The sequence below is a fragment of the Lentibacillus salicampi genome, assembly GCF_004565465.1.
GTDB classification, from domain to species: Bacteria; Bacillota; Bacilli; order Bacillales; family Amphibacillaceae; genus Lentibacillus; species Lentibacillus salicampi.
Window position 1 is genome coordinate 1 of record NZ_SRHY01000055.1, and the last position, 20,286, is coordinate 20,286.

At 44.0% G+C, this 20,286-nt stretch carries 25 protein-coding genes and 1 pseudogene; 18 read left to right on the forward strand and 8 right to left on the reverse strand.

The annotated features are described in order from the left end of the window. Positions 1 to 122: 122 nt before the first annotated feature. From E4U82_RS17860 to fosB, 5 genes and pseudogenes are all read left to right on the forward strand, one after another. Positions 123 to 212 (forward strand): annotated as a pseudogene (locus E4U82_RS17860) (type I methionyl aminopeptidase); the annotation flags it as partial. Positions 213 to 576: 364 nt separating this feature from the next. After that, positions 577 to 1,029: a GNAT family N-acetyltransferase gene (locus E4U82_RS17865; protein WP_135111555.1), complete on the forward strand. Its 453-nt coding sequence runs from the start codon at positions 577 to 579 to the stop codon at positions 1,027 to 1,029. A gap of 210 nt (positions 1,030 to 1,239) precedes the next feature. After that, positions 1,240 to 1,554 (forward strand): NUDIX hydrolase, encoded by a 315-nt coding sequence (locus E4U82_RS17870; protein WP_245183641.1) that lies wholly within the window; start codon positions 1,240 to 1,242, stop codon positions 1,552 to 1,554. A gap of 88 nt (positions 1,555 to 1,642) precedes the next feature. Then, positions 1,643 to 1,792: a hypothetical protein gene (locus E4U82_RS20050; RefSeq protein WP_167751479.1), complete on the forward strand. Its 150-nt coding sequence runs from the start codon at positions 1,643 to 1,645 to the stop codon at positions 1,790 to 1,792. 730 nt (positions 1,793 to 2,522) lie between these two features. Beyond that, positions 2,523 to 2,942, forward strand: coding sequence for a metallothiol transferase FosB (fosB, locus tag E4U82_RS17880; protein WP_135111557.1), 420 nt, complete (start codon positions 2,523 to 2,525; stop codon positions 2,940 to 2,942). Between the two features lie 201 nt (positions 2,943 to 3,143). Here fosB and E4U82_RS17885 read toward each other — a convergent pair whose 3' ends face one another. Continuing rightward, a complete protein-coding gene (locus E4U82_RS17885) occupies positions 3,144 to 3,923 on the reverse strand; it encodes a class I SAM-dependent methyltransferase (RefSeq protein WP_135111559.1) in 780 nt (259 codons plus the stop codon). 123 nt (positions 3,924 to 4,046) lie between these two features. Between E4U82_RS17885 and E4U82_RS17890 the strand changes: the two genes are divergently transcribed. The 5 genes from E4U82_RS17890 (at position 4,047) to E4U82_RS17910 (ending at position 6,275) form a co-directional block, all read left to right on the forward strand. Further along, on the forward strand, positions 4,047 to 4,844 hold the full coding sequence (locus E4U82_RS17890) for an HAD family hydrolase (RefSeq protein ID WP_135111561.1): 798 nt from the start codon (positions 4,047 to 4,049) through the stop codon (positions 4,842 to 4,844). Positions 4,845 to 4,855: 11 nt separating this feature from the next. Then, positions 4,856 to 5,407, forward strand: coding sequence for a histidine phosphatase family protein (locus tag E4U82_RS17895; protein WP_135111563.1), 552 nt, complete (start codon positions 4,856 to 4,858; stop codon positions 5,405 to 5,407). Positions 5,408 to 5,412: 5 nt separating this feature from the next. Continuing rightward, the gene (locus E4U82_RS17900) at positions 5,413 to 5,721 is read left to right on the forward strand and encodes a DUF4260 domain-containing protein (RefSeq protein ID WP_135111565.1); all 309 of its coding nucleotides are present in this window, start codon (positions 5,413 to 5,415) and stop codon (positions 5,719 to 5,721) included. Positions 5,722 to 5,824: 103 nt separating this feature from the next. Further along, positions 5,825 to 6,166, forward strand: a complete 342-nt coding sequence (locus E4U82_RS17905) for a UPF0175 family protein (protein WP_245183644.1) — start codon at positions 5,825 to 5,827, stop codon at positions 6,164 to 6,166. Further along, a complete protein-coding gene (locus E4U82_RS17910; RefSeq protein WP_135111569.1) occupies positions 6,114 to 6,275 on the forward strand; it encodes a DUF3368 domain-containing protein in 162 nt (53 codons plus the stop codon). Before E4U82_RS17905 ends, E4U82_RS17910 begins: the two co-directional genes overlap by 53 nt. Positions 6,276 to 6,686: 411 nt before the next feature. Here the strand turns inward: E4U82_RS17910 and serA are convergent, their stop codons facing one another. Both serA and E4U82_RS17920 read right to left on the reverse strand, forming a co-directional pair. Next, positions 6,687 to 8,270 carry a phosphoglycerate dehydrogenase gene (gene serA, locus E4U82_RS17915; protein ID WP_135111571.1) on the reverse strand — a complete coding sequence of 528 codons (1,584 nt, stop codon included), beginning with the start codon at positions 8,268 to 8,270 and terminating at the stop codon, positions 6,687 to 6,689. After that, positions 8,271 to 9,425, reverse strand: a complete 1,155-nt coding sequence (locus E4U82_RS17920; protein ID WP_135111573.1) for a pyridoxal-phosphate-dependent aminotransferase family protein — start codon at positions 9,423 to 9,425, stop codon at positions 8,271 to 8,273. Positions 9,426 to 9,697: 272 nt separating this feature from the next. On the opposite strand from E4U82_RS17920, the gene E4U82_RS17925 reads away from it, so the two are divergent. After that, a complete protein-coding gene (locus E4U82_RS17925; RefSeq protein ID WP_135111575.1) occupies positions 9,698 to 10,612 on the forward strand; it encodes a ketopantoate reductase family protein in 915 nt (304 codons plus the stop codon). 56 nt (positions 10,613 to 10,668) lie between these two features. Here E4U82_RS17925 and E4U82_RS17930 read toward each other — a convergent pair whose 3' ends face one another. Beyond that, positions 10,669 to 12,159 (reverse strand): glycine betaine uptake BCCT transporter, encoded by a 1,491-nt coding sequence (locus tag E4U82_RS17930; protein WP_135111577.1) that lies wholly within the window; start codon positions 12,157 to 12,159, stop codon positions 10,669 to 10,671. Between the two features lie 151 nt (positions 12,160 to 12,310). Between E4U82_RS17930 and E4U82_RS17935 the strand changes: the two genes are divergently transcribed. Next, complete coding sequence (locus E4U82_RS17935) at positions 12,311 to 12,853, forward strand: GNAT family N-acetyltransferase (RefSeq protein WP_135111579.1); 543 nt, start codon at positions 12,311 to 12,313, stop codon at positions 12,851 to 12,853. A gap of 95 nt (positions 12,854 to 12,948) precedes the next feature. Here E4U82_RS17935 and E4U82_RS17940 read toward each other — a convergent pair whose 3' ends face one another. Beyond that, on the reverse strand, positions 12,949 to 13,380 hold the full coding sequence (locus tag E4U82_RS17940) for a DUF5392 family protein (RefSeq protein ID WP_135111581.1): 432 nt from the start codon (positions 13,378 to 13,380) through the stop codon (positions 12,949 to 12,951). 277 nt (positions 13,381 to 13,657) lie between these two features. On the opposite strand from E4U82_RS17940, the gene csaA reads away from it, so the two are divergent. Both csaA and E4U82_RS17950 read left to right on the forward strand, forming a co-directional pair. Next, a complete protein-coding gene (gene csaA, locus E4U82_RS17945) occupies positions 13,658 to 13,990 on the forward strand; it encodes a chaperone CsaA (protein ID WP_135111583.1) in 333 nt (110 codons plus the stop codon). A 133-nt stretch (positions 13,991 to 14,123) separates the two neighbouring features. Next, positions 14,124 to 14,648 (forward strand): GrpB family protein, encoded by a 525-nt coding sequence (locus tag E4U82_RS17950; protein ID WP_135111585.1) that lies wholly within the window; start codon positions 14,124 to 14,126, stop codon positions 14,646 to 14,648. 226 nt (positions 14,649 to 14,874) lie between these two features. Here E4U82_RS17950 and E4U82_RS20380 read toward each other — a convergent pair whose 3' ends face one another. From E4U82_RS20380 to E4U82_RS17960, 3 genes are read right to left on the reverse strand one after another with little or no spacing between them, the layout of a single operon-like run. Next, a complete protein-coding gene (locus E4U82_RS20380; protein WP_245183642.1) occupies positions 14,875 to 15,270 on the reverse strand; it encodes an MFS transporter in 396 nt (131 codons plus the stop codon). Positions 15,271 to 15,282: 12 nt separating this feature from the next. Continuing rightward, positions 15,283 to 16,101, reverse strand: coding sequence for an MFS transporter (locus E4U82_RS20385; RefSeq protein WP_245183643.1), 819 nt, complete (start codon positions 16,099 to 16,101; stop codon positions 15,283 to 15,285). Positions 16,102 to 16,127: 26 nt separating this feature from the next. Continuing rightward, on the reverse strand, positions 16,128 to 16,706 hold the full coding sequence (locus tag E4U82_RS17960; protein ID WP_135111587.1) for a TetR/AcrR family transcriptional regulator: 579 nt from the start codon (positions 16,704 to 16,706) through the stop codon (positions 16,128 to 16,130). Positions 16,707 to 16,830: 124 nt separating this feature from the next. Between E4U82_RS17960 and E4U82_RS17965 the strand changes: the two genes are divergently transcribed. The 4 genes from E4U82_RS17965 (at position 16,831) to E4U82_RS17980 (ending at position 20,129) form a co-directional block, all read left to right on the forward strand. After that, the gene (locus E4U82_RS17965) at positions 16,831 to 17,292 is read left to right on the forward strand and encodes a GNAT family N-acetyltransferase (protein WP_135111589.1); all 462 of its coding nucleotides are present in this window, start codon (positions 16,831 to 16,833) and stop codon (positions 17,290 to 17,292) included. Between the two features lie 171 nt (positions 17,293 to 17,463). Further along, positions 17,464 to 18,240, forward strand: coding sequence for a 3-hydroxybutyrate dehydrogenase (locus tag E4U82_RS17970; protein ID WP_135111591.1), 777 nt, complete (start codon positions 17,464 to 17,466; stop codon positions 18,238 to 18,240). 81 nt (positions 18,241 to 18,321) lie between these two features. Then, positions 18,322 to 18,708: a VOC family protein gene (locus E4U82_RS17975; RefSeq protein ID WP_135111593.1), complete on the forward strand. Its 387-nt coding sequence runs from the start codon at positions 18,322 to 18,324 to the stop codon at positions 18,706 to 18,708. A 38-nt stretch (positions 18,709 to 18,746) separates the two neighbouring features. Next, on the forward strand, positions 18,747 to 20,129 hold the full coding sequence (locus tag E4U82_RS17980) for an FAD-binding oxidoreductase (RefSeq protein WP_135111595.1): 1,383 nt from the start codon (positions 18,747 to 18,749) through the stop codon (positions 20,127 to 20,129). Positions 20,130 to 20,286 lie beyond the last annotated feature (157 nt).

Consider the following 20,286-nt stretch of genomic DNA (forward strand, 5'->3'; position numbering starts at 1 on the left):
TGTCTAAAACCTAATTACTCCTGTCTTGGCGGGAGATCAAGCCGTTTCATTGAAAATCTGATGTTCCACTCGCTAATTTACATATTTTTACATAAAACCCGTTATACTTCTGTCTAAGGCTCCTAGGAAAAGCTGTACACAAAGTAGCGAAACAGCATGGCTTAACAGTTATAAAAAATCTTACTGGACACGGTGTTGGACGCTCGATTCATCGAGGTGGAAGATGAACATTAATATTCGCTATGGACTTCCTTTTGTTGAAATTGAGATTAGAGAATGTATTACTGGACACAGGATCAGCGGGAACAATTAAAAACATGATAAATAGGATCCACTAACATAAACTGTTCATTCAACTATCGGGCATCTTTCGCGGAATAAAAAGTGCGCCCGTTATTGGTTGGGACAATCGTCACTACTTTAACTTTGTAAAGGAATTTTCGCGAATAAAAGCGAATTAGTACAGCGAATGAAAACATATTTGAAGTGTGCTCCAATAGAGGTTGTCGGCAGGATTTTCACTTTCAATCAATTATGCTGAGAAAATAGTTAAACATTTTAAAGGCAGTGGGGAACATGAACATTCAAAGATTACAACTATCAGAAGAGCCACCCATGGATTTGCTGCTTCTGGCGGATCCGTCAAAGGAACAGATTGCGTCATATTTGAATCGTGGGCAGTGTTATATCGCAACAGAGGCTGGAAAAATCGTGGGAGTCTATGTTCTCCTGCCAATTTCGCCGGATAAAATTGAACTGAAAAATGTGGCAGTCGATGAGAACGAGCAAGGCAAGGGGATTGGAAAAGAACTGATTCATCACGCCATCAAAAACGCGCGGTCTCAAGGGTATCGCACGATTGAAGTTGGAACCGGCAATTCCAGCATCGGGCAGCTGGCGTTATATCAAAAATGCGGTTTTCGGATCACAGCTATTGATAAGGATTTTTTTATCAAAAATTACGATGAGACAATTGTTGAGAACGGAATTGTCTGCCGGGACATGGTCAGGTTGACGCTGGAGCTGTAGGTTCATTGTTTGGGGGGGTTATCGTTATGGGCGGGCGGCGTTACGTTAATGGAGCTGTTATACTGGGCATATTATTATTGCTTATCTTGATATCCCAGTTTGAATTATTGTTTATCGTAACGATTTTGAGTGGATGACAACATATATCCTGCCATGGATTGCCCTGTACTGGTTCATCCAGCTGGTAAAAGTGCTCAGGGGGAAGCGGACATGACAGATGACGGGGCAGTGTCAAAATGGTTAGGTGCGGCCGGGGTATGTGTCAACAGTAAAGAGAGCCTTCTGATGGTCAAGCAAGGTACGCCGAAAGGGGAAAAAACGGGTGAATCATTCGCGGAGTGCTGTATCCGGGAGGTTGAAGAAGAAACAGGATACAGGGCAAGGATTATCAGACCATTATTTGTGAAACGTAACACCATCGCTGAAGTCCATTATTTTGAAGTTGAGATTTATGGGGGTAAACTTGTCATTCAGGATCCGGATAATCTGGTTATGAAGTTGCGTGGAAATCCAGGGATGATTTAATGGAGCTCCCATTAACTTATCCGGATGATTGGGAGACTTTAACAGAATTTATTGGAAAACATTGAGATAAATAATGGGAGGAATCGACATGAGAGTTAAAATTCTGGATGCAATGAGTTCAGGGAGATTGGAAAATAAAGTGAACCGATTTCTTGAAAGAGAACGGGTTGATGTGATTAACATCCAAATTTCCACCGGCTTTGGAAATGTTGTAGCCATGATTCAATATGAGGATTAATCAAATTGCCGGGCGTTTGATGTGTGCGAGTCTTTCAGTATGCCTCTATAGTCCTGCGCGAAAAACTGAGGCCTGCTGACCACCTTGTTTTGGCCGTTTCGGATATTGATGAATTAGGCTTGATAATTGAGCGGGAATGGTGTTTATCATGAGGTTTTTGCTGGAATTAGTAAGGATCATTTTTATATTTTGTTTTGTTGGGCGGCTTGGCGCTCTTGGCATCTATGTTTTTCTTTTGTCATGTACCGAAACCGCTGGCAATTTTCCGGCTGGTATACAGGCAAAGGGCGTCAAAAGCTGCCTCAAAAAATGTCAAAAATGCTATTTGGCACGGCGATACTATTCGTTGTCTCCCCGTTTATTTTAATTATGTTTGATTAATTCAAATGGCTTGTTTAAATCGCCAGGCAAAAGGAATAATATACGTAACCAATCATAATAGTGGAGGAGAACATATGAAGAAGCTGATCATGCGCTTAATCAAGTACGGGCCGATTGTTTACCCGATGATTAGAAGGTTTATAAATAAACGAAAAAATAAACAGTATAATCGTTAACTGTTAGCTGCCTTAACCGGGTGGCTTTTTTAGAAAGAATGGTTCCGGGATCTCACCGCGGAGTGATTTACAGGATGGAAATAGTGATATGTCATCCATCTATCCATTTGGATGATTTCTGTGGGACGATAAATGTACAATTACAAACTTCTCAGCTACGGGGCAGGCGAAATATGATGAAAATCAATCATTTGTTGTTTTCGGTTTCAGATTTGGAGAGGTCCATAGCATTTTATCAAGAAGTGTTTGGTGCGAAATTATTGGTGAAAGGCAGAAGCACAGCCTATTTTGATCTGGATGGCCTATGGCTGGCATTGAATGTTGAAAGAGACATCCCGCGGAATGAAATACATGAGTCATATACGCATACGGCATTTTCGATTGATGAAGCAGAATTCGATGACATGTATAGAAAGCTGGAGCGATTGGATGTGAATATTTTAACCGGGCGGCCTCGTAATGAACGGGATAAGAAATCTATTTATTTTTCAGACCCGGATGGACACAAATTTGAATTTCATACAGGAAATTTATGGGAACGGCTGGAATACTATAAAGAGGAAAAGCCGTATATGGAATTTTTCGACCGGTGATAGCATGGTGTGTTAGGTTTGGAAATACCAAAGTGTACAAGTATAAATGTTCCGGCATGTGGATGCGCAGAGTATCCTGATTATACGGCTTATAGCCATTATTTTCATATAAGTTAATAAAGTTCCTTGATACATTTGAGAATGACATCTTTTGCTGCACTTTGCTGTTGAAACTTATGTCAGAAATTGATTTCATTAAGATCACCTTTGTTTGGTTGCTTTCCAAATTGTCCAGCGGTCTTGTTCAATTATAGTGTCAGTGTTAAGTTGTTTGTCAATATGTTCGACAAGGTGTTCTACCTCATGGTCAGTTAGTTCGTGCAAAATGGACCGGCCGTTTCTGGTTCGGATATCTTTGAATAGCTCCTCCTTTGAAGCATATTTATTTCGAGTTTCCCATAACGTGAACGTTTCTATATCCGCAAATCCGGACAACGTTAAGGCTCTAACAACTTGTTGACTGGTGTAGCGGCGATCAATTTCCGTTTTTGCCAGACGGGGGAATAAAGAAAATATATAACCTCTGATGTGATGACTTGTCCCTTTAAGCAGGCAGTCAGCAGGCGTTCTGTCCTGGATAAGAATCGTTCCTTCCTGATTCAAAACGCGGTGAGCCTCTAAACAGCTTGACTGAAGATCTGCAAGATGATGAATCAGCGCACGTTCAAGTATAAAGTCAAATGTTTTATCCGGTATGCCTGTTTGATAAGCATTCCCAGTTTGAAAGCTAATCTGAGCGTTATTTTGGCAATTTGCTTCAGCACCGTTAATCATTGCCTGAGAGAAGTCTAATCCTGTTACATTTGGCATCCCCATCTCAGCGAGTGCTTGTGAATAAATACCGCCGCCACAGCCAATATCGGCAGCATGATGAATTTTTTCTATATCTATTAATTGTGTAACAGCACGTGTCCAGTCTGGATCAGCTGTTCTGGTCGTGTAGGCATTTTGGTTATTGTCATCATGAAAATTAATCGGCATTAGAATCATTCCCAGCATTACGTTGTGTTGAAATAAGTATATACGGTTTCAAAGCTAAATGATAATATGAATCTATAATGCATTTTGATAATGAAAACTTATCGTATAAAAGGGGGGTCACATATGCTCAAAGCAATCATGTTTGACCTGGACGATACATTGATTTGGGATGAAAGAAGTGTTGATGAAGCATTTAATAAAACCTGCAGGCTGGCTGCCGTAAAATCAGGTGTTGATTCGGAGCTGCTTGAACAAAAAATCCGGCAAAATGCCCAAAAGTTGTTTGCTTCCTATGATACATATGATTTTGCGGATATGATTGGCATCAGCCCGTTTGAGGGTCTGTGGGCTGAGTTTGATGATGAAGGGGAATCTTTGCGTCGGTTGAAAGACATTGCGCCCGAGTATCGTAAACAAGCCTGGACAACTTCACTGAGGGAAGCGGGTGTAGATGACCGGCATCTGGCAATTGAGCTTGCTGAGGCATTTAAGGCTGAACGCGGGAAAAATCAATTTGTGTTTGATGAAACGTTTAACGTTTTGAATGAATTGAAAGGAAAATATCGTCTGCTTATGCTGACAAATGGATCGCCTGATTTGCAGCAGACGAAATTGAACATCACGCCGGAATTAAAACCTTATTTCGATCATATCGTGATTTCCGGTGCATTTGGAAGAGGCAAACCGGATCCATCGATTTTTGACCATGCGATGGCGTTATTATCTGTCGAAAAAGATGAAGCGCTGATGGTGGGGGATAACCCGTATTCGGATATATTAGGCGCAACAAGGGCGGGTGTCCCGTCAGTCTGGATTAACCATCATGCTGCAGATGTTCAGGATGTCAGGCCGACTTATGAAATTTCGCGATTAAAGGAACTTTTGGATGTGTTGAAGCAGGCCGGTATTCGCAGCAGATAGGAAATGACTAAATGGAAAAGAAAATATACGTTGTAAGACATTGTGAGGCGGGTGGGCAGTCGCGTGAAGCAATGCTGACAGATAAAGGTGCGAACCAGGCTGACGATCTGGCGGCATTTTTTAATGACATTAAAATAGACCGGATTGTTTCAAGTCCGTTTGTAAGGGCGATCCAGTCGGCAAAGCCAATAAGCGAAAAGAAAAATATGATCATTGAAGAAGATGAGCGGCTGACAGAAAGAATTCTCAGCACAAAGATGCTGCCCGATTGGCTGAAGAAACTGGAAGCATCATTTACGGATACGGGTCTGGCTTTTGAAGGCGGCGAGTCGAGCAGTGAGGCCACAAACCGTGCCGTGAGCGTTGTAAATGATATTATAAAAAGTGAACAGGAAAGCACCATGATTGTTACGCACGGAAACCTGATGGCGCTGCTTCTCAAACATTTTCAAAATGATTTTGGATTTGAACAATGGCTGAGCCTGACGAATCCGGATATTTATCAATTAAGTTTTGAGAGTGGGAAAATCAGGACTGAACGACTATGGCGGGAATTCAGGTGATAAGCATGGTTAAACTTCTCTTGCATATTGAAGGCTTAATGGTCTTCTTACTGACACTTTATTTGTATGGATTTTTCAGCTTCAACTGGATTTTGTTTTTGATTTTGCTGCTGGCTCCGGATGTCTCAATGCTGGGTTACTTGATCAGCAATAATGCTGGTACCCGGATATATAATATATGCCATACATATAGTTTGGCTATTGTAATTGTGCTTTGCGGTTTATTGTTTGCGAGTGCGTCTCTTTTGGCGATAGGGCTGATATGGACAGCGCACATTGGGATGGACAGGATGTTTGGCTTTGGCTTGAAATAACCGTTGTGTTTTAATGAAAAATATCAGAGTCGCGTATAAAAAGCATTCCTGTATTCAAGATAAGTGTTATAATTAGACTTAGAGAGGAATGATATCATTGGCAATGGATGATTCAAATGCAAAAGTTCTCATAAATCCAGAATTCCTGCCTTTTTTAAAAGGAAAAAATGTCAGTTCGGTTGATGAAGATGTTAATATATCACTGGCCATGTATTTATTTACTGCAAGAGAACTAACGTTGGCGCGGGCAGCTGAACTTTGCGGCAAAAGCTTATTAGATTTTGTTGATATCTTAATCGACCATAATATTCATTGGGCTGAGTATACAGAGGAACATAAAAAGCAGGATGATGAAACCATTAAATTTATTTTAAAAGAAGACGGTAAACAAGATGCTGAAACCATTAGGGCTTCTCGGTATTTTAAAACTTGCAAAACAAAATGAAAAGATAGACGAAATTAAGCCGTTGATAGATTTGTTGGTTTCGAAAAAATTTCGGATATCAAAAAAATTAATAAACCAGTTATTAAAGGAAGTTGGAGAGAATAATTAGTCCGGCACAACTATTGATATTGGTTTATCAGACATTTATGGGCGGTAAGGCGGGGATTTTATTGATATAAAAACGAAAACCATCATTAAATTTAATTTTGAAGAACAGATGTGGTTTTTAAATAACTTTAACCATTTGGAAAAACCGTTCCCACCCTTTGGATTGCTTCGTCCAAAGGAGATTTTTATGCTAAAAATTTCTTCGTGAAACTAACGCACACTAGTAAAACAAGAAATTTATAAAAAACAGGCTTAGAGATAAGAATTTCTCTAAGCCTGTTAACTTTGATTTATCATGTGAATAATATTGTGAAGGCCTTGCAAAAAATCTTTTGTTTTCCTATGTGAATGAGCATTTTGTAACCCGGAAGCAGCCCTTTAGCATGGTGCCCCAAGCGATTTATCGGTGCCCTCACAAATCCACCGCAGTTACGTCACTAATTTCCTCCAGCTCTTTCAATGCTTCCAGTTCTTTCTGCTCCGGATTTTTATCAATGGTCAGAATCATAATGGCATCGCCGCCGATATCGGAGCGGTCAACTTGCATGGTGGCTATGTTGATATGATGTTCGGCCAGCAGGCTCCCCATTTTTCCGATGACACCCGGCAGGTCCTGGTGATGAATCATGACAATGTGCCCGTGTGGCATCATGTCGACACTGTAATGATCGACCCGGACAATACGGGCACCCAAGCCATTCAATAGCGTTCCGGAAACACTGCGCGTACCTGATTTGCTTTTCAATTCAATCGTCATCAAATTGGTGAAACCTTCCGTTGTTGATGTCCGGTTCTCGTGAATGGTAATGTCTTTTTTTCCGGCGAGGTACAGCGCATTCACATCATTTACATGGCTGCCGAGATGCCGCTGCAGCAGTCCCTTGACGGCGTTTCGTGTAATGGGAGCTATTTTGACATCTGCCAGTTCACCAGAATAATAGATATTCACTTCCTCCGGTACGTCCTCGGTTAAACGGATGAGGAACATGCCCAGTTTTTCGGCCAAATGAAAATAAGGTTCGATTTGGCTGAGGACGTCACTGGGTACTGACGGCATGTTAACTGGATTTTTGACTAAGTCGCCCGTCAAATGTTTCTGGACGTCATGACAGACATCGATGGCGACATTTTCTTGTGCTTCAACGGTGCTGGCGCCTAAATGTGGCGTGGCGACCACTTGCGACAACTCCAGCAGTTTATGGTCTTGAAATGGCTCTTCTTCCAGGACGTCGATGGCAGCGCCGGCTACTTTTCCGGAAACAAGTGCATCATACAGGGCTTCTTCGTCAATGATTCCACCCCGTGCGCAGTTGATAATGTGCACACCATCCTTCATTTGCCGGAAAGCGTCTACGCTAATCATGTGGCGGGTTTCTTTCATGAGTGGTGTGTGAACAGTGATGTAATCAGCCTTGTTTAACACATCTTCAAGTTCGCCGTATTCAATACCCATTTTCTCCGCCTTTTCTTCGGTCAGAAACGGATCATAAGCAATTACGTTCATCCGCTGTCCCTTGGCCCTGTATGCGACTTCCGTACCGATTCGTCCCAGTCCGACAATCCCGAGAGTTTTATTTTTTACTTCAACACCGACATACTTCGACCGTTCCCACTTGTGATTTTTTAAACCTGAATGGGCCTGTGGAATTTTTCGGGAAAGAGACATGATCATCGCCATCGTGTGCTCAGCTGCAGAATTGGTATTGCCGTTAGGTGCATTGACGACAATGATGCCATTTTCGGTGGCCGCGTCGAGATCAATATTATCAACACCGACACCGGCACGGCCGATGATCTTCAGGTTTTTCGCTTTTTCAATGATGCTGCGTGTCACTTTAGTCTGGCTTCGTACCAATAAGGCATCGAATGTTGCAATCCGGTTTTCTAATTCTTCGGGTGTCAGCCCTGTGTCTTTGGTGAGAGTAATGTTCTCGTTGTCAACCAGTACATCAAGCCCCTCGTCACTAATCGGGTCTGCTATTAATATATGAAACATTTAAGAACCTCCTGAAAGCATCGTTTCCTGTGCTGCACGTGTTCCACTGCCCAATTCAACGTGTTTGCCGATTTTATGCAGGGCACCTTCAATGATACTGATTGTTTGCAGAACGTCGGCAGGTGAGCAGTAACCCATGTGGCCGATCCGGAATATTTGGCCTTTCAAATGCTGCTGTCCGCCAGCTGTTGTCAGCTTGAATTCTTTCTTAAGCACATTCCGGAGTGCATCCGGGTCAAAATCATGCGGTTTGATAGCAGTTACCGTGGGGGATGCCGCCTGATCACTTGTCAAAAGCGGAATGCCAAGTGTTTTAAAAGCCTCCCGGGTCATGTTCATCATAAGCTTGTGTCTGGCACAAACCGCGTCAAGTCCTTCTTCTTCAAATAACTCGAGCACCTGTTTTAAGCCGAACAATAGTGATACAGCAGGCGTGAATGGTGTTGAATCATTTTCTAGCTGTTTGCGGTATTTGGTTAAATCAAGATAAAAAGACGGCCGCTCATTCGTTTCGATGACTTGCCAGGCACGATCACTGACAGCAAGAAATGTCAGGCCTGCCGGGAGCATTAGTGCTTTCTGGGAACCGGTGATCAATATATCGATGCCCCAGTCATCCATTTTTGCCTCAACGCCGCCGAGGCAGGAAACCCCATCGACAATAAATAGGGCATCTGATTGCTGGTGGACGACCTGAGCGATTTCCTGTACTGGATTCAATACGCCGGTGGATGTCTCGCAAAACGTGGCAAACACCGCCTTGATTTCGTGGTGTTGTTTCAAATAGTCTTCAATCGCTTCCGGTTTTACCGCTTCGCCCCATTCCACATCGAAACGGTGTGTCGCAATCCGGTATTCCTGGCAAATTTGCACAAACCGATCGCCAAAGGCACCGGTCACAATGACAAGCACTTCGTCGCCGGGGCGGACAGTGTTCGTAACTACTGACTCCAACCCGGCCGTGCCGCTTCCGGCAATCATCAGAACGTCCTGACTGGTTCCAAAAACAGGTTTTAACTTCGGTTTGATACTATGTAATAAATCTTTTATTTCCTGATCACGGTGACCGATCATCGGTTGATTCATCGCGCGCTGAACACTCGGCGGAATCGGCGTCGGCCCTGGGATCCGTAAAAATGTTTGATCCGGCAGCATGCTATGTCTCCTTTCCTGATGAAAAACGTTAAGTTGATTTAATTAGCATAGCAAATATGGCACTTTTGTCAATAAATTTGGTTAATTAAAAATTCAATCATCCCGTTACGATTTACTATTATCACGTTACTGAGAAGTTTTAATTCCTGTCATAAGGCTGCTGATCAATAGGGACCCACTATTGAAAGGCTAAAAAATCTTCAGAATAGACAAATCAATTCATAAAGATTATTCTTAAAATTAATAACGAAACAGGAGGGGGAGAGATTAAATTGCATATTGTTATATTAGGTGCGGGAGCATTAGGTGTCTATTTCGGCGGACGTTGGATTGAATCAGGCGTTGACGTGACATTTTTGGTCAGAGAAAAAAGAGCTGCCCAAATAAAAGAAAAGGGCTTGAAAATTAATAGCTCACACGGCGATTACGAGATTCAGAATCCACATGTTATAACGGATCCCAGTGAGATTGAGTCTGCTGATCTTGTGCTGTTCAGTGTGAAAGGGTTTCATCTGGCAGGGGCTATGGAGCAATTAAGAGCGCTGGCGGCTAAAGGGGCTTCTATTTTGCCAGTATTAAACGGCATCGAACATATAAAGATTTTGCAGGAACAGCTTGGTAAGGAATTCGTGATTGGCGGCTTGTCATATATATTTGCCGAATTAAATGATCAAGGTCACGTGGAGCAGGCTGGGGATATGCACGAGCTGTATTTCGGACCGCTTGAACCATCCCAGGAAAAAATTTGCAGCGGGCTGGCGGATATTTCACAAAGCGCCGAGTTTAATGGCAAAAAAAGTCCTGATATAACAAGGGAACTCTGGAAAAAATATATGTTCATCACGGCGTTATCAGGGGTGACCACAGCTGCAAACCTGCCGATTGGGCCGGTTCGTGAACATCCCGAAACGTTTCATATTGCCGAGATGATCCTTCGTGAAATGCAGACACTGGCAAAAGAATATGGAGCAGATATCACTGATGCTGATGTTGATTCAGCGATAAAGAACGTACACGCGCTGGATCCTGAGGCCACATCATCCATGCATAAGGATCGAAGGAAAGGGTTGCGGCTTGAGGTCGATCACTTGCAGGGAGGTGCGGTACGATTAGCTGAGGATGTGAATGTGGATGTTCCTTATATCAGGGCTGTTTTGGGGATGATAAAGCCTTTTGAACGGCCATAGCCGGCGTAACTGATTAAACCGCCCTGCACGCTAATCAGCTTGCAGGGCGGTTCCCTTTAATTGCGCCCTTTAATTGTTCTCGATTCTTTGTTAAGTGCTTTAAACAGCGCGATAACCATGAGTATCATCACAAACGAGAATGGAAGTGCCGCGACGATGATCGTATTTTGAATGGCCTGCAGTCCGCCGACATAAAGCAAAATCAGTGCAACAGAGGACTGAGCGATCCCCCAAACAATTTTCACCATGTTTGGCGGCTCCAAGGAACCGTGCGTTGATTGGATTCCAAGAACGAATGTTGCTGAGTCGGCAGATGTAATAAAGAATGAGCCAATCAGCAAAATCGCTACAATGGACAGGATGAGTGACAACGGCAACTGATCAAACGTATTAAAAAGCACCAGTTCTGTTGTGTATTGTGTCAGGTCAATACCGCTGTTTTGTACGTTGCCTGCTGTTGTACCAAACGACGCATACCAGATGCCAACGAGGAGTGTCGGCAAAATAAGAACACCTGTCATGAATTGGCGGATGGTCCGGCCGCGCGACACACGGGCAATAAACATCCCGACAAATGGTGCCCACGAGATCCACCATGCCCAGTAGAAAATGGTCCAGGCATCAAGCCACCCGCGATTATCGCTTTCCAGCGGCGATGTACGGAAACTGGATTGGATAATATTTTGTATATACATCCCGAATGTTTCGGTGAACATGTTTAGAATCAGCAATGTCGGACCAACAATCAAGACAGTGATCAGCAATATAACCGCAAGCACCATATTGGTATTGGACAAATACTTAATGCCTTTACTTAAACCAGACCATGCTGAAATAAGAAATAGCAGTGTCACAACGGCAATGATGATAAATTGTGATGTAAAACCAACTTCAAAATCGAACAAATGTGACAGTCCACCGTTAATCTGCACAGCACCAAAGCCAAGTGATGTGGCGACACCAAATACCGTTGCAAAGACAGCGAGTACATCGATTAATGTCCCAAGAGGCCCGTTCATTTTTTTACCAAATAATGGCTTCAATGTTGCAGAAATCAGGCCTGGTTCACCTTTCCGGAATTGGAAGAACGCCAGCGCCAGAGCAATAACGCCATACATGGCCCAAACATGGAGCCCCCAGTGAAAATAGGCATAGGACAAGCCTTCCTTGAATGCCTGATCGGATCCAACCGGTGCAGTCGGTGCATCTGACATATAGTGTGAAAGCGGCTCAGCGGCACCATAAAACACGAGTCCGATTCCCATTCCTGCCGAGAACAGCATGGCAACCCATGTTGGTGTTGAGAAGTCGGGTGTGTCATTGTCTTTCCCCAGCCGGATTTTTCCCAGTGGACTGACGGCAATAAAAATGGAAATAATAACCAAAGCAGACATGAGAAGCATATAATACCATCCGAATGTTGTGGCAACAAAAGATTGAATGTTTCCGGTTATTTGTTCAAATTGGGCAGGGAATAATGCCCCAAATATGACGGTAATGATGACTAATACGACAGTGATGTAAAAAACCTTTGATACTTTTTTCATGAAACCCCCTGATGAATGTTAGACATTTTGACTATGTAATCCCCTGAATTCCTGAAACTCCCTCCCTTTCTAAATTGTGCTATTCTAATATTATACGGAATCTTTGAGGAAATACAAATGATACAGTGGATTGAAACGGGAGGGATATTGTATGTGGAAGGGAAGTGTTACGATTCAATCGTTTCATGAACATGATGCTGATCTTAACAGAATTGGAAAGCTTTTTTGTCGTACGTTTACGGGTGATCATTATTCTGATTCAGAATTGGAAGATGCCGTTAGTAATATAACGAAACATGCCGGATATGAAGGGTTCAAAGGGCTAAAGGCAAAAAATCAGGACGACAGGCTGATCGGTTTTGCATATGGCTATTTTAGTCTGCCGCATCAGTTTTACCGGAAAAGGCTGGAGCTACAGTTGACACCGGAACAAACGGCAAAGTGGTTAAGCGATTGTTTCGAGTTTGTTGAAATGGCGGTGAATCCAGGGTATAGACGCAGGCGGGTTGGTGGTCACCTGCATGACAAATTATTGGAAAATTCGCCGCAGAAAACTTCAGTACTGACCACCTCAGTTGATAATTTTCCTGCGATACAATTATACAAACAGAAAGGCTGGGAAGTTGTAAAGGCGGATGCCGCTGTGATATCTGAAAGCCAGTTGCAAGTGATCATGGGGAAGGGGCTCTCCTGAAAATAACCGAACATGAAAGGGATAACGCTATTGCCTGCTGTCTTATAAAAAGAGAACCTCTCCAGTTGGAAGGTTCTCTATTGATCCGTTTTCTATCATTTTTTCCGCCGGTTTTCTTCTGAGAGGAAGTTAAAAAAGGTCTGCATACTGAATTTGGGCTTGGCTTTAACGTTTGTGATGTACTGGTCTTTCATATAATCATTCACATGCTCGCTGTCCTTAATGCGTTTAATAATATGATCCATTCCGATTTGCTGAATTTCTTTATGCACATGCTTGGACTCCTTATACAAGGCAGCTCCAATCGCCCCTAACAGGGCATAGATACCAAGTGCGATCAGCATATCCTGATTGTACCCTGTAATAATCAGCATGAAAAATAGATTGATAATCGAAATACTTAATAATGGAATGGCAACGAACATATACTTCGAACTTTTCTTGAGTTTTGGCTTCACCAGTTCATCAATAATTTCCAGTTCCCTTTCGATAAACGAGGGCATCCCTTTGGACATAAATTGATTCATACGGAATATTCGCTCCTCAATCATAATTTATTAATCACGTATATCGTAAAACGACTGTTGATATGACGTTTAAATTTTGAAAATGCACTTTATGCTTACTTATATTATATAATGATAACCATTGTTTGTCATTCCAAAAAGCCTGGCACAGTATTTTTCAATGATTGGTGACAAAAAGCAGGAATTGACACATATTTTAGCGAAACTATTATCATAACGCCGTTAAAAATCGGCAATATTAACTGGATAATAGCATCATATACTGGAGGGAATGACGTTGGCGACGATTGAAGATTTTATGGAAATCGATATGCGTGTTGGGACTATTATCAAGGCAGAGCCGTTTCTAGAAGCTAAAAAACCGGCGATTAAACTGGAAATTGATTTTGGTGAAACGCTTGGAACGAAGCAATCCTCGGCACAAATTACTAAAAGATACGAACCGGAGCAGCTGACAGGACGTCAGGTTGTTGGTGTCGTGAACTTTCCATCAATGCGGATTGCTGGGTATAAATCAGAAGTATTGGTTATTGGCGGTGTTCAGGAAGAAAACGACGTCGTACTTTTGCGGCCGGATGACCTGGTTGCGAATGGTACAAGGATTTCATAGTGGTTGATTGAACAGGGAAGGGTGAAGGTTATGGCAACATGTCAGCATTGCGGGAATGGATGGACATGGGGGGAGACGCTTAAAAGTATGTGGCGAATTGCCATGATATGTCCGTATTGGTAGGAGGTGTGTTGTGCGAAAGGTTGACGTGGTTCCTTATGATGCACTTTGGTCGATCATGTTTGATAGTGAAGCGGAAAAACTGCAGCGAATTTTTGGTGATGAAGTGCTGGAAATCTATCATATCGGTAGTACCTCCGTGGTGGATTTGTATGCCAAGCCTGTGATCGATCTGATGCCCGTTTCTAAGGATGTCAGTCGGATTGATCGGTTTAATGATGCCATGGAAACGATCAGTTATGAAGCAAAAGGGGAATATGGGATACCCGGTCGGCGCTTTTTCCTGAAAGGCGGGGACGATCGGACGCACCATGTGCACATATTTGAAGCAGGCAGTGTTCACATCGGGCGGCACCTGGCTTTTCGGGACTATTTACGTGAGCATGCGGGCGAAGCGGCCAGCTACAGCCGTTTGAAATTGGACTTGGCCTTACGTTTTCCGGATGATATGGATGCCTATATTGAAGGAAAAGCCCGATTTGTTCAGGAAATCGAGCAGAAGGCACTGGCGTGGTACCGGGAAAAGGGCAGGATTTGACGTAATGATTGGTATTTAATGGCAAAATTGTGACGACTTGGGTGAAAAAATGGTAAACTTAGGCCGATTTTGTGACAACTTGGGCCAAAAGTGTGTCTGCTTGGGCCAAATCTGTGACAACTTGGTCCAATTTCAATGTCAGACCCTGATACAGAAAAAAAACAAGGCGGAATTTAACTGGAGCGCCCCCGTCCTGGGACAAAGGGTCAGACCCCGTGTCCCATTTCTAGCTTGAAACTCTTTCCTGTTTTTGCGGCTGTTTCATAATGGAAGCCATGAGCAGCACGCCGGACAACCCCATTACCAGAAATCCGAGGCTCATCACATAGCCGGGGACCATGCCGCCAATCGTGATAGCGGCACCACCCAGGATCATCATACCCTGTTCCATAAAACTGTCGATAGCCAGATAGGAACTGCGCTGTGCGTCCGGTGTGAGCTCGGCCAGCAAACTTTGCCGCACCGGGATCAGGATAAGCTCACCCAGTGAAATCAGCACCATAAAACCGATCAAAAGCGATGGTGTGACGGTATAACTCAGCAGGGCGTAACTGATGACATAAACAGCCATGCCATAAATCAACCGGCTGTAGTCAGATGTGTTTCTTATCAGCCACGTCACCAGACTGACGGCTTACACGACAATCAGCGTATTTTCCGCCTGCAGGATGCCGGTCATATTGATGCCATTAAGTGAAAACGAACCGAACCAGGTCGTCTCCGCCATGTTTTCTTGCAGATTAACTGCGATATAATTCGTCAAATGACTTTCCAAAGACAGGACAAGCACAGAGGCAGTCATGAATATCATAAACGTCCGATCTTTAAAAACAGCCTTATAATTGCTCAGGATTGAAGCAGGTTTCACTGCGGCGCCATCTGCTTCGGGTTTTACAAACGTCTCGCCGATGAAAAGGAGCGTCACAAGACCGGAAACCACTGTGACTGCGGCAACCGCCAGAAACAAATAAAAATGATAGCCCTCAAACAGGAAGGCACCGGTTATGCTGCCGATTGCCATGGCCAGATTGGTAATCCAATACTGGACCGTAAACACAAAATTCCGCTCCTGTTTACGGACAAGGTCGAAAATCATCGCGGTCGACACAGGAACGTAAAGGCCGCTGAAAAACATGGTTATCATAAACAGCACAAAACTGACGTATGGCATAACGGTCCATGGTGAGTTAAAAAATGCAATCGTCAGAAACGAGAGCCCCATCGTGATCTCGGATAGGACCAGCAGTTTTTTGCGCCCGATCTGATCGGATACGTGCCCGCCGAGGAAACCACCGGCAATCCCTGTTGCAATCACGACCATCACAAGAACTCCTGTCATTTCAGCCCCTACCAGCTGACTGAAATAGATGGCTATGAATGGCATGATGGCCGCGGTAGCCATAGTGGTGACAAATTGCAGATAAAGACGTATTTTAATAGAGCGGTGAAGCATGCGAAATTTGTTAATCGGATAACCTCCTATAGGCCGAACAGGCGAAGAGCCTGATTTTTAAATGCGTTGGTTTGGTGAGCTCTGGCCTGGTCGGTAAACGACAGGCGCATGCCCATAAGGAATGCCAGATAGCCGTAGCTGACTTCTTCAGGGCTGCTTGCCGGTAAAATTCCTTTATCCATCCCGGTTTTGACAATATGTTGGATGAACGACCGAAACTCATCGGCAAATTCATCCAGTACTTCCATTTCGTCAAAGCGGTAGGGCTGGCCAATGACGTACTGAATAACACGTAAATAGTGCTCTTTTTCCATAAAAAAATCGATATGCTGTCCCACCAGATTTTTTAGTTTCTGGAGCGTGATGGACTCAAGTTCTTCGTTCGCAGTCAGCATATACTGTCTGAATTCATCGAGCGGCTCCGTCACACAGGCCCGGAAGAGGGCAGCTTTGTTTTCATAATAGGTAAAAACCGTCCCAAAGCTGACACCAGCTTCCCTGGCAATGTCGTTGATCGTCGTTTTGGAATAGCCGTTCTCTGCAAATAGTTTTAATCCGGCGTGAAAAATTTGTTCGCGTTTTTGATTGGATTTTAGTTTTGCCATGGCAGGTGGCTCCTTTTAGATGATTGATTAATCAATCATTATTGTAGACGGATGATAACAATTTTGCAATATTAAAAAGGAATTTTTTCGGATAAGTCGAATTAAAGATATAGGGGATGATCAATTGGACTTTCAACGATTAACACAAAAGCAGGCAGAAGAAATTGCATATGAATGGCATTATGATGGTGATTACGCTTTTTATGATATGGAAGAAGATGAAGAGGATCTGGCAGAATTTATAGATCCGGTTCAGCGGGGAAATCATGTTTTTGCTGTGGTGAAAAATAAGGAGATGATCGGCTTTTTCGCATTTCATAAAAAGCCTGATGCCATTGTCGATATCGGCCTGGGAATGCGGCCTGATTTGACAGGGAAGGGCTCAGGAACCGATTTTGTGCATGCCGGACTTGATTTTGCCATTGAACGGTTTAATCCGGAAAAAATCACATTATCCGTTGCAGGCTTCAATCGGCGTGCGATTAACGTTTATAAGAAAGTTGGCTTTGAATCGGCAGGGACGTTTATGCAGGATACGAATGGGGGAACGTATGCGTTTTTGAAAATGATTTATCACTGTGCATAATCGGGTTGACCAAGTTAAGCCGGTTGCACGTAGAGGATAGAAGTCACATCAAAATGATCAAACAGTCACCGTGCGCTTACGAGAGCTTTTTATGAAAAAAATGGAGTCACATCGTGAGACCAGGGTGAAATGATTGCATTTGCCATGTTAAAACACAGGAGGGATAGCGTCATGGTGGAGGAGAAGGTTGTTTTTATAACAGGTGCAGCAAGTGGAATTGGCTATGAAATTGCTGCGACGTTTGCCAAACATAGTGCAAAGGCAGTTCTGACTGATATTAATGATGAAAAAGTGCGCAAAGCAGCGGAGGACCTGAAGGAACAGGGTCATGACTGTATCGGACTTCAATGTGATGTTACGGATGAGCAAGCGCTTCATTGGGCTATCAATCAGACTGTCGACAAATATGGCAGGTTGGATATTCTCATCAATAATGCCGGACTGCAGCATGTTGAATCGATTGAGGATTTCCCGACAGATAAATTTGAGCAAATCACAAAAACAATGCTCGTCGCCCCTTTTTTAGCAACAAAACATGTTTTTCCGATTATGAAAGAGCAGGGATTCGGGCGTATTATAAATATGGCTTCGATCAATGGGTTGATTGGTTTTTCCGGCAAAGCTGCCTATAATAGTGCAAAACATGGTGTGATTGGCCTGACAAAGGTGGCTGCGCTTGAAGGGGCGGAACATGGTATTACGGTTAATGCAATGTGCCCCGGCTATGTGGATACACCGCTCGTTCGCAACCAGTTTGCAGATTTGGCCAAAAATCGTAATGTCTCGGTGGAAAAAGTGCTTGAAGAAGTATTGTATCCGCTGGTGCCGCAAAAACGACTCCTGGACGTACAGGAAATTGCGGATTACACGCTCTTTTTGGCAAGTGACAAAGCAAAAGGTGTCACAGGACAGGCTGCTGTGTTGGATGGCGGATATACGGCGCAGTAAGGATGCGGGTGGTGACATATCGTTGCATTAAAATAACGCAGCATTCCTGCTATAATGGAAGTAACAGATAGGAGGATCAAGATGCGAATTAAAATGACAAGTGTATTTGTAGAAGATCAGGATAAAGCGCTTGAATTTTACACAGAAGTGCTTGGTTTCCAGAAGAAAATGGATATGCCAGCAGGAGATTTTAAATGGCTGACCGTCGTATCGCCGGAAGAGCCGGATGGTGTAGAACTGCTTCTGGAGCCGAATGATAACGATACGGCCAAAACGTATCAGAAAGCAATTTATGAGCAGGGGATTCCAATCACATCCTTTGTAGTGGATAACATTCAAGCGGAGTATGAACGCCTGAAGCAGCACGGTGTGGAATTCACGGCAGAGCCGACTGAAACGGGTCCGGTCACATTTGCGATTTTTGATGACACGTGCGGCAACCTGATTCAAATGTCACAGACACGATAGTTTAGCCCGAGTAGCAGAATTTAAAGGGGGAGTTTTAAATGCAGGGGACGAAAACGAACACAGAATTATTGGCTGAGTTACAGGAAACTTTGGCAGGAGACCGCGTGACCACCAACGAAACCATCCTGGAACAGCACAGTTCAGATGAATCCTATCACACGCCGCATTTGCCGGATATTGTCGTCTTTCCGGAAAATTCTGATGAGGTGAGTGCGACGGTTAAACTGGCAAACAAGTACCGCGTGCCTGTTGTGCCGTATGGCTATGGATCAAGTTTGGAGGCGAACGTCATCCCACAGCAAGGGGGCGTTGTAGTTGATTTTGCCAACATGAACAAGATTTTGGAAGTACGAGAAGATGACTTTCTTGTCAGGGTGCAGCCGGGCATCACTAGGTCGCAGTTGGAAAAAGAACTGAAAAAATATGGTCTGTTTTTTACAGTCGATCCCGGTGCGGATGCGACACTTGGCGGTATGGCGTCGACCAATGCCAGCGGAACAACGTCGGTTAAATATGGCATCATGCGTGACAATGTGCGTGATATGGAGGTTGTATTGGCGGATGGTTCCATCATCCATACCGGCAGTCTCGCTGCTAAATCGTCATCCGGTTATAATTTGAACGGACTTTTTATCGGCTCAGAAGGAACGCTGGGCTGTTTTACCGAACTGACCTTGAAAGTGATTGGCATCCCCGAGCACATTATGGCTGCAAGGGCGGAGTTTACCAGTGTTGATGATGCGGTTGATGCGGTTATCGCCATTCTGCAGGGTGGTGTTCCGATCGCCCGGGTGGAACTGGCGGATGAAGAATCGATCAAACAAATGAATCTGTACAGTGAAACCGATTATAGTGAGGTGCCGACATTGTTTCTGGAGCTTCATGGCAATGAGGCAGGCCTGAAACAGGATATCGCATTTATGGAGGAAATTGTGAGTGATATGCGCTGTCGGCAAATCGAATTTGAGACAGACACCGCCGGGCGCAATAAATTGTGGGAAGCACGCCACAATGCTGCGTACGCATTCATTCATAATCATCCCGGCAGAAAGCAGATGGTGACAGACGTCTGTGTACCGATTTCCGAACTCGCCGGCGCGGTTAAAGACGCGAGGGCAGCTATCGGGGAATCCGGACTTTCCGGCGGCATCGTCGGCCATGTCGGTGACGGGAATTATCATATTTTATTGATGCTTGACCCGGAAAATACAGATGATATCGAACGTGCGAACCATGTAAATGAACGAATTGTCGACTATGCACTCGAGCGCGGTGGTACCTGCACCGGCGAACATGGTGTCGGGACCGGTAAACAAAAATATCAGAATCGGGAACATGGCCATGCGCTTGACGTCATGCGCCAAATCAAGCACGCGCTCGATCCAGATGGTCTCCTGAATCCTGGGAAAATTATAGAGTGAAGCGAAAACCCTGGCACTGCCAGGGTTTTCGCTGAACCTCGCTCGAAAAAGGCTGAACCTCGCTCGAAAAAGGCTGAACCTCGCTCGAAAAAGGCTGAACCTCGCTCGAAAAAGGCTGAACCTCGCTCGAAAAAGGCTGAACCTCGCTCGAAAAAGG

Bases quoted from the DNA above. Each gene is read 5' to 3' on its own strand.
- E4U82_RS17865 (WP_135111555.1), top strand. From the start codon at position 577: ATGAACATTCAAAGATTACAACTATCAGAAGAGCCACCCATGGATTTG.
- E4U82_RS17870 (WP_245183641.1), top strand. From the start codon at position 1,240: ATGACAGATGACGGGGCAGTGTCAAAATGGTTAGGTGCGGCCGGGGTA.
- E4U82_RS20050 (WP_167751479.1), top strand. From the start codon at position 1,643: ATGAGAGTTAAAATTCTGGATGCAATGAGTTCAGGGAGATTGGAAAAT.
- fosB (WP_135111557.1), top strand. From the start codon at position 2,523: ATGATGAAAATCAATCATTTGTTGTTTTCGGTTTCAGATTTGGAGAGG.
- E4U82_RS17885 (WP_135111559.1), bottom strand. From the start codon at position 3,923: ATGCCGATTAATTTTCATGATGACAATAACCAAAATGCCTACACGACC.
- E4U82_RS17890 (WP_135111561.1), top strand. From the start codon at position 4,047: ATGCTCAAAGCAATCATGTTTGACCTGGACGATACATTGATTTGGGAT.
- E4U82_RS17895 (WP_135111563.1), top strand. From the start codon at position 4,856: ATGGAAAAGAAAATATACGTTGTAAGACATTGTGAGGCGGGTGGGCAG.
- E4U82_RS17900 (WP_135111565.1), top strand. From the start codon at position 5,413: ATGGTTAAACTTCTCTTGCATATTGAAGGCTTAATGGTCTTCTTACTG.
- E4U82_RS17905 (WP_245183644.1), top strand. From the start codon at position 5,825: ATGGATGATTCAAATGCAAAAGTTCTCATAAATCCAGAATTCCTGCCT.
- E4U82_RS17910 (WP_135111569.1), top strand. From the start codon at position 6,114: ATGCTGAAACCATTAGGGCTTCTCGGTATTTTAAAACTTGCAAAACAA.
- serA (WP_135111571.1), bottom strand. From the start codon at position 8,270: ATGTTTCATATATTAATAGCAGACCCGATTAGTGACGAGGGGCTTGAT.
- E4U82_RS17920 (WP_135111573.1), bottom strand. From the start codon at position 9,425: ATGCTGCCGGATCAAACATTTTTACGGATCCCAGGGCCGACGCCGATT.
- E4U82_RS17930 (WP_135111577.1), bottom strand. From the start codon at position 12,159: ATGAAAAAAGTATCAAAGGTTTTTTACATCACTGTCGTATTAGTCATC.
- E4U82_RS17935 (WP_135111579.1), top strand. From the start codon at position 12,311: ATGTGGAAGGGAAGTGTTACGATTCAATCGTTTCATGAACATGATGCT.
- E4U82_RS17940 (WP_135111581.1), bottom strand. From the start codon at position 13,380: ATGAATCAATTTATGTCCAAAGGGATGCCCTCGTTTATCGAAAGGGAA.
- E4U82_RS20385 (WP_245183643.1), bottom strand. From the start codon at position 16,101: ATGCTTCACCGCTCTATTAAAATACGTCTTTATCTGCAATTTGTCACC.
- E4U82_RS17960 (WP_135111587.1), bottom strand. From the start codon at position 16,706: ATGGCAAAACTAAAATCCAATCAAAAACGCGAACAAATTTTTCACGCC.
- E4U82_RS17970 (WP_135111591.1), top strand. From the start codon at position 17,464: ATGGTGGAGGAGAAGGTTGTTTTTATAACAGGTGCAGCAAGTGGAATT.
- E4U82_RS17975 (WP_135111593.1), top strand. From the start codon at position 18,322: ATGCGAATTAAAATGACAAGTGTATTTGTAGAAGATCAGGATAAAGCG.
- E4U82_RS17980 (WP_135111595.1), top strand. From the start codon at position 18,747: ATGCAGGGGACGAAAACGAACACAGAATTATTGGCTGAGTTACAGGAA.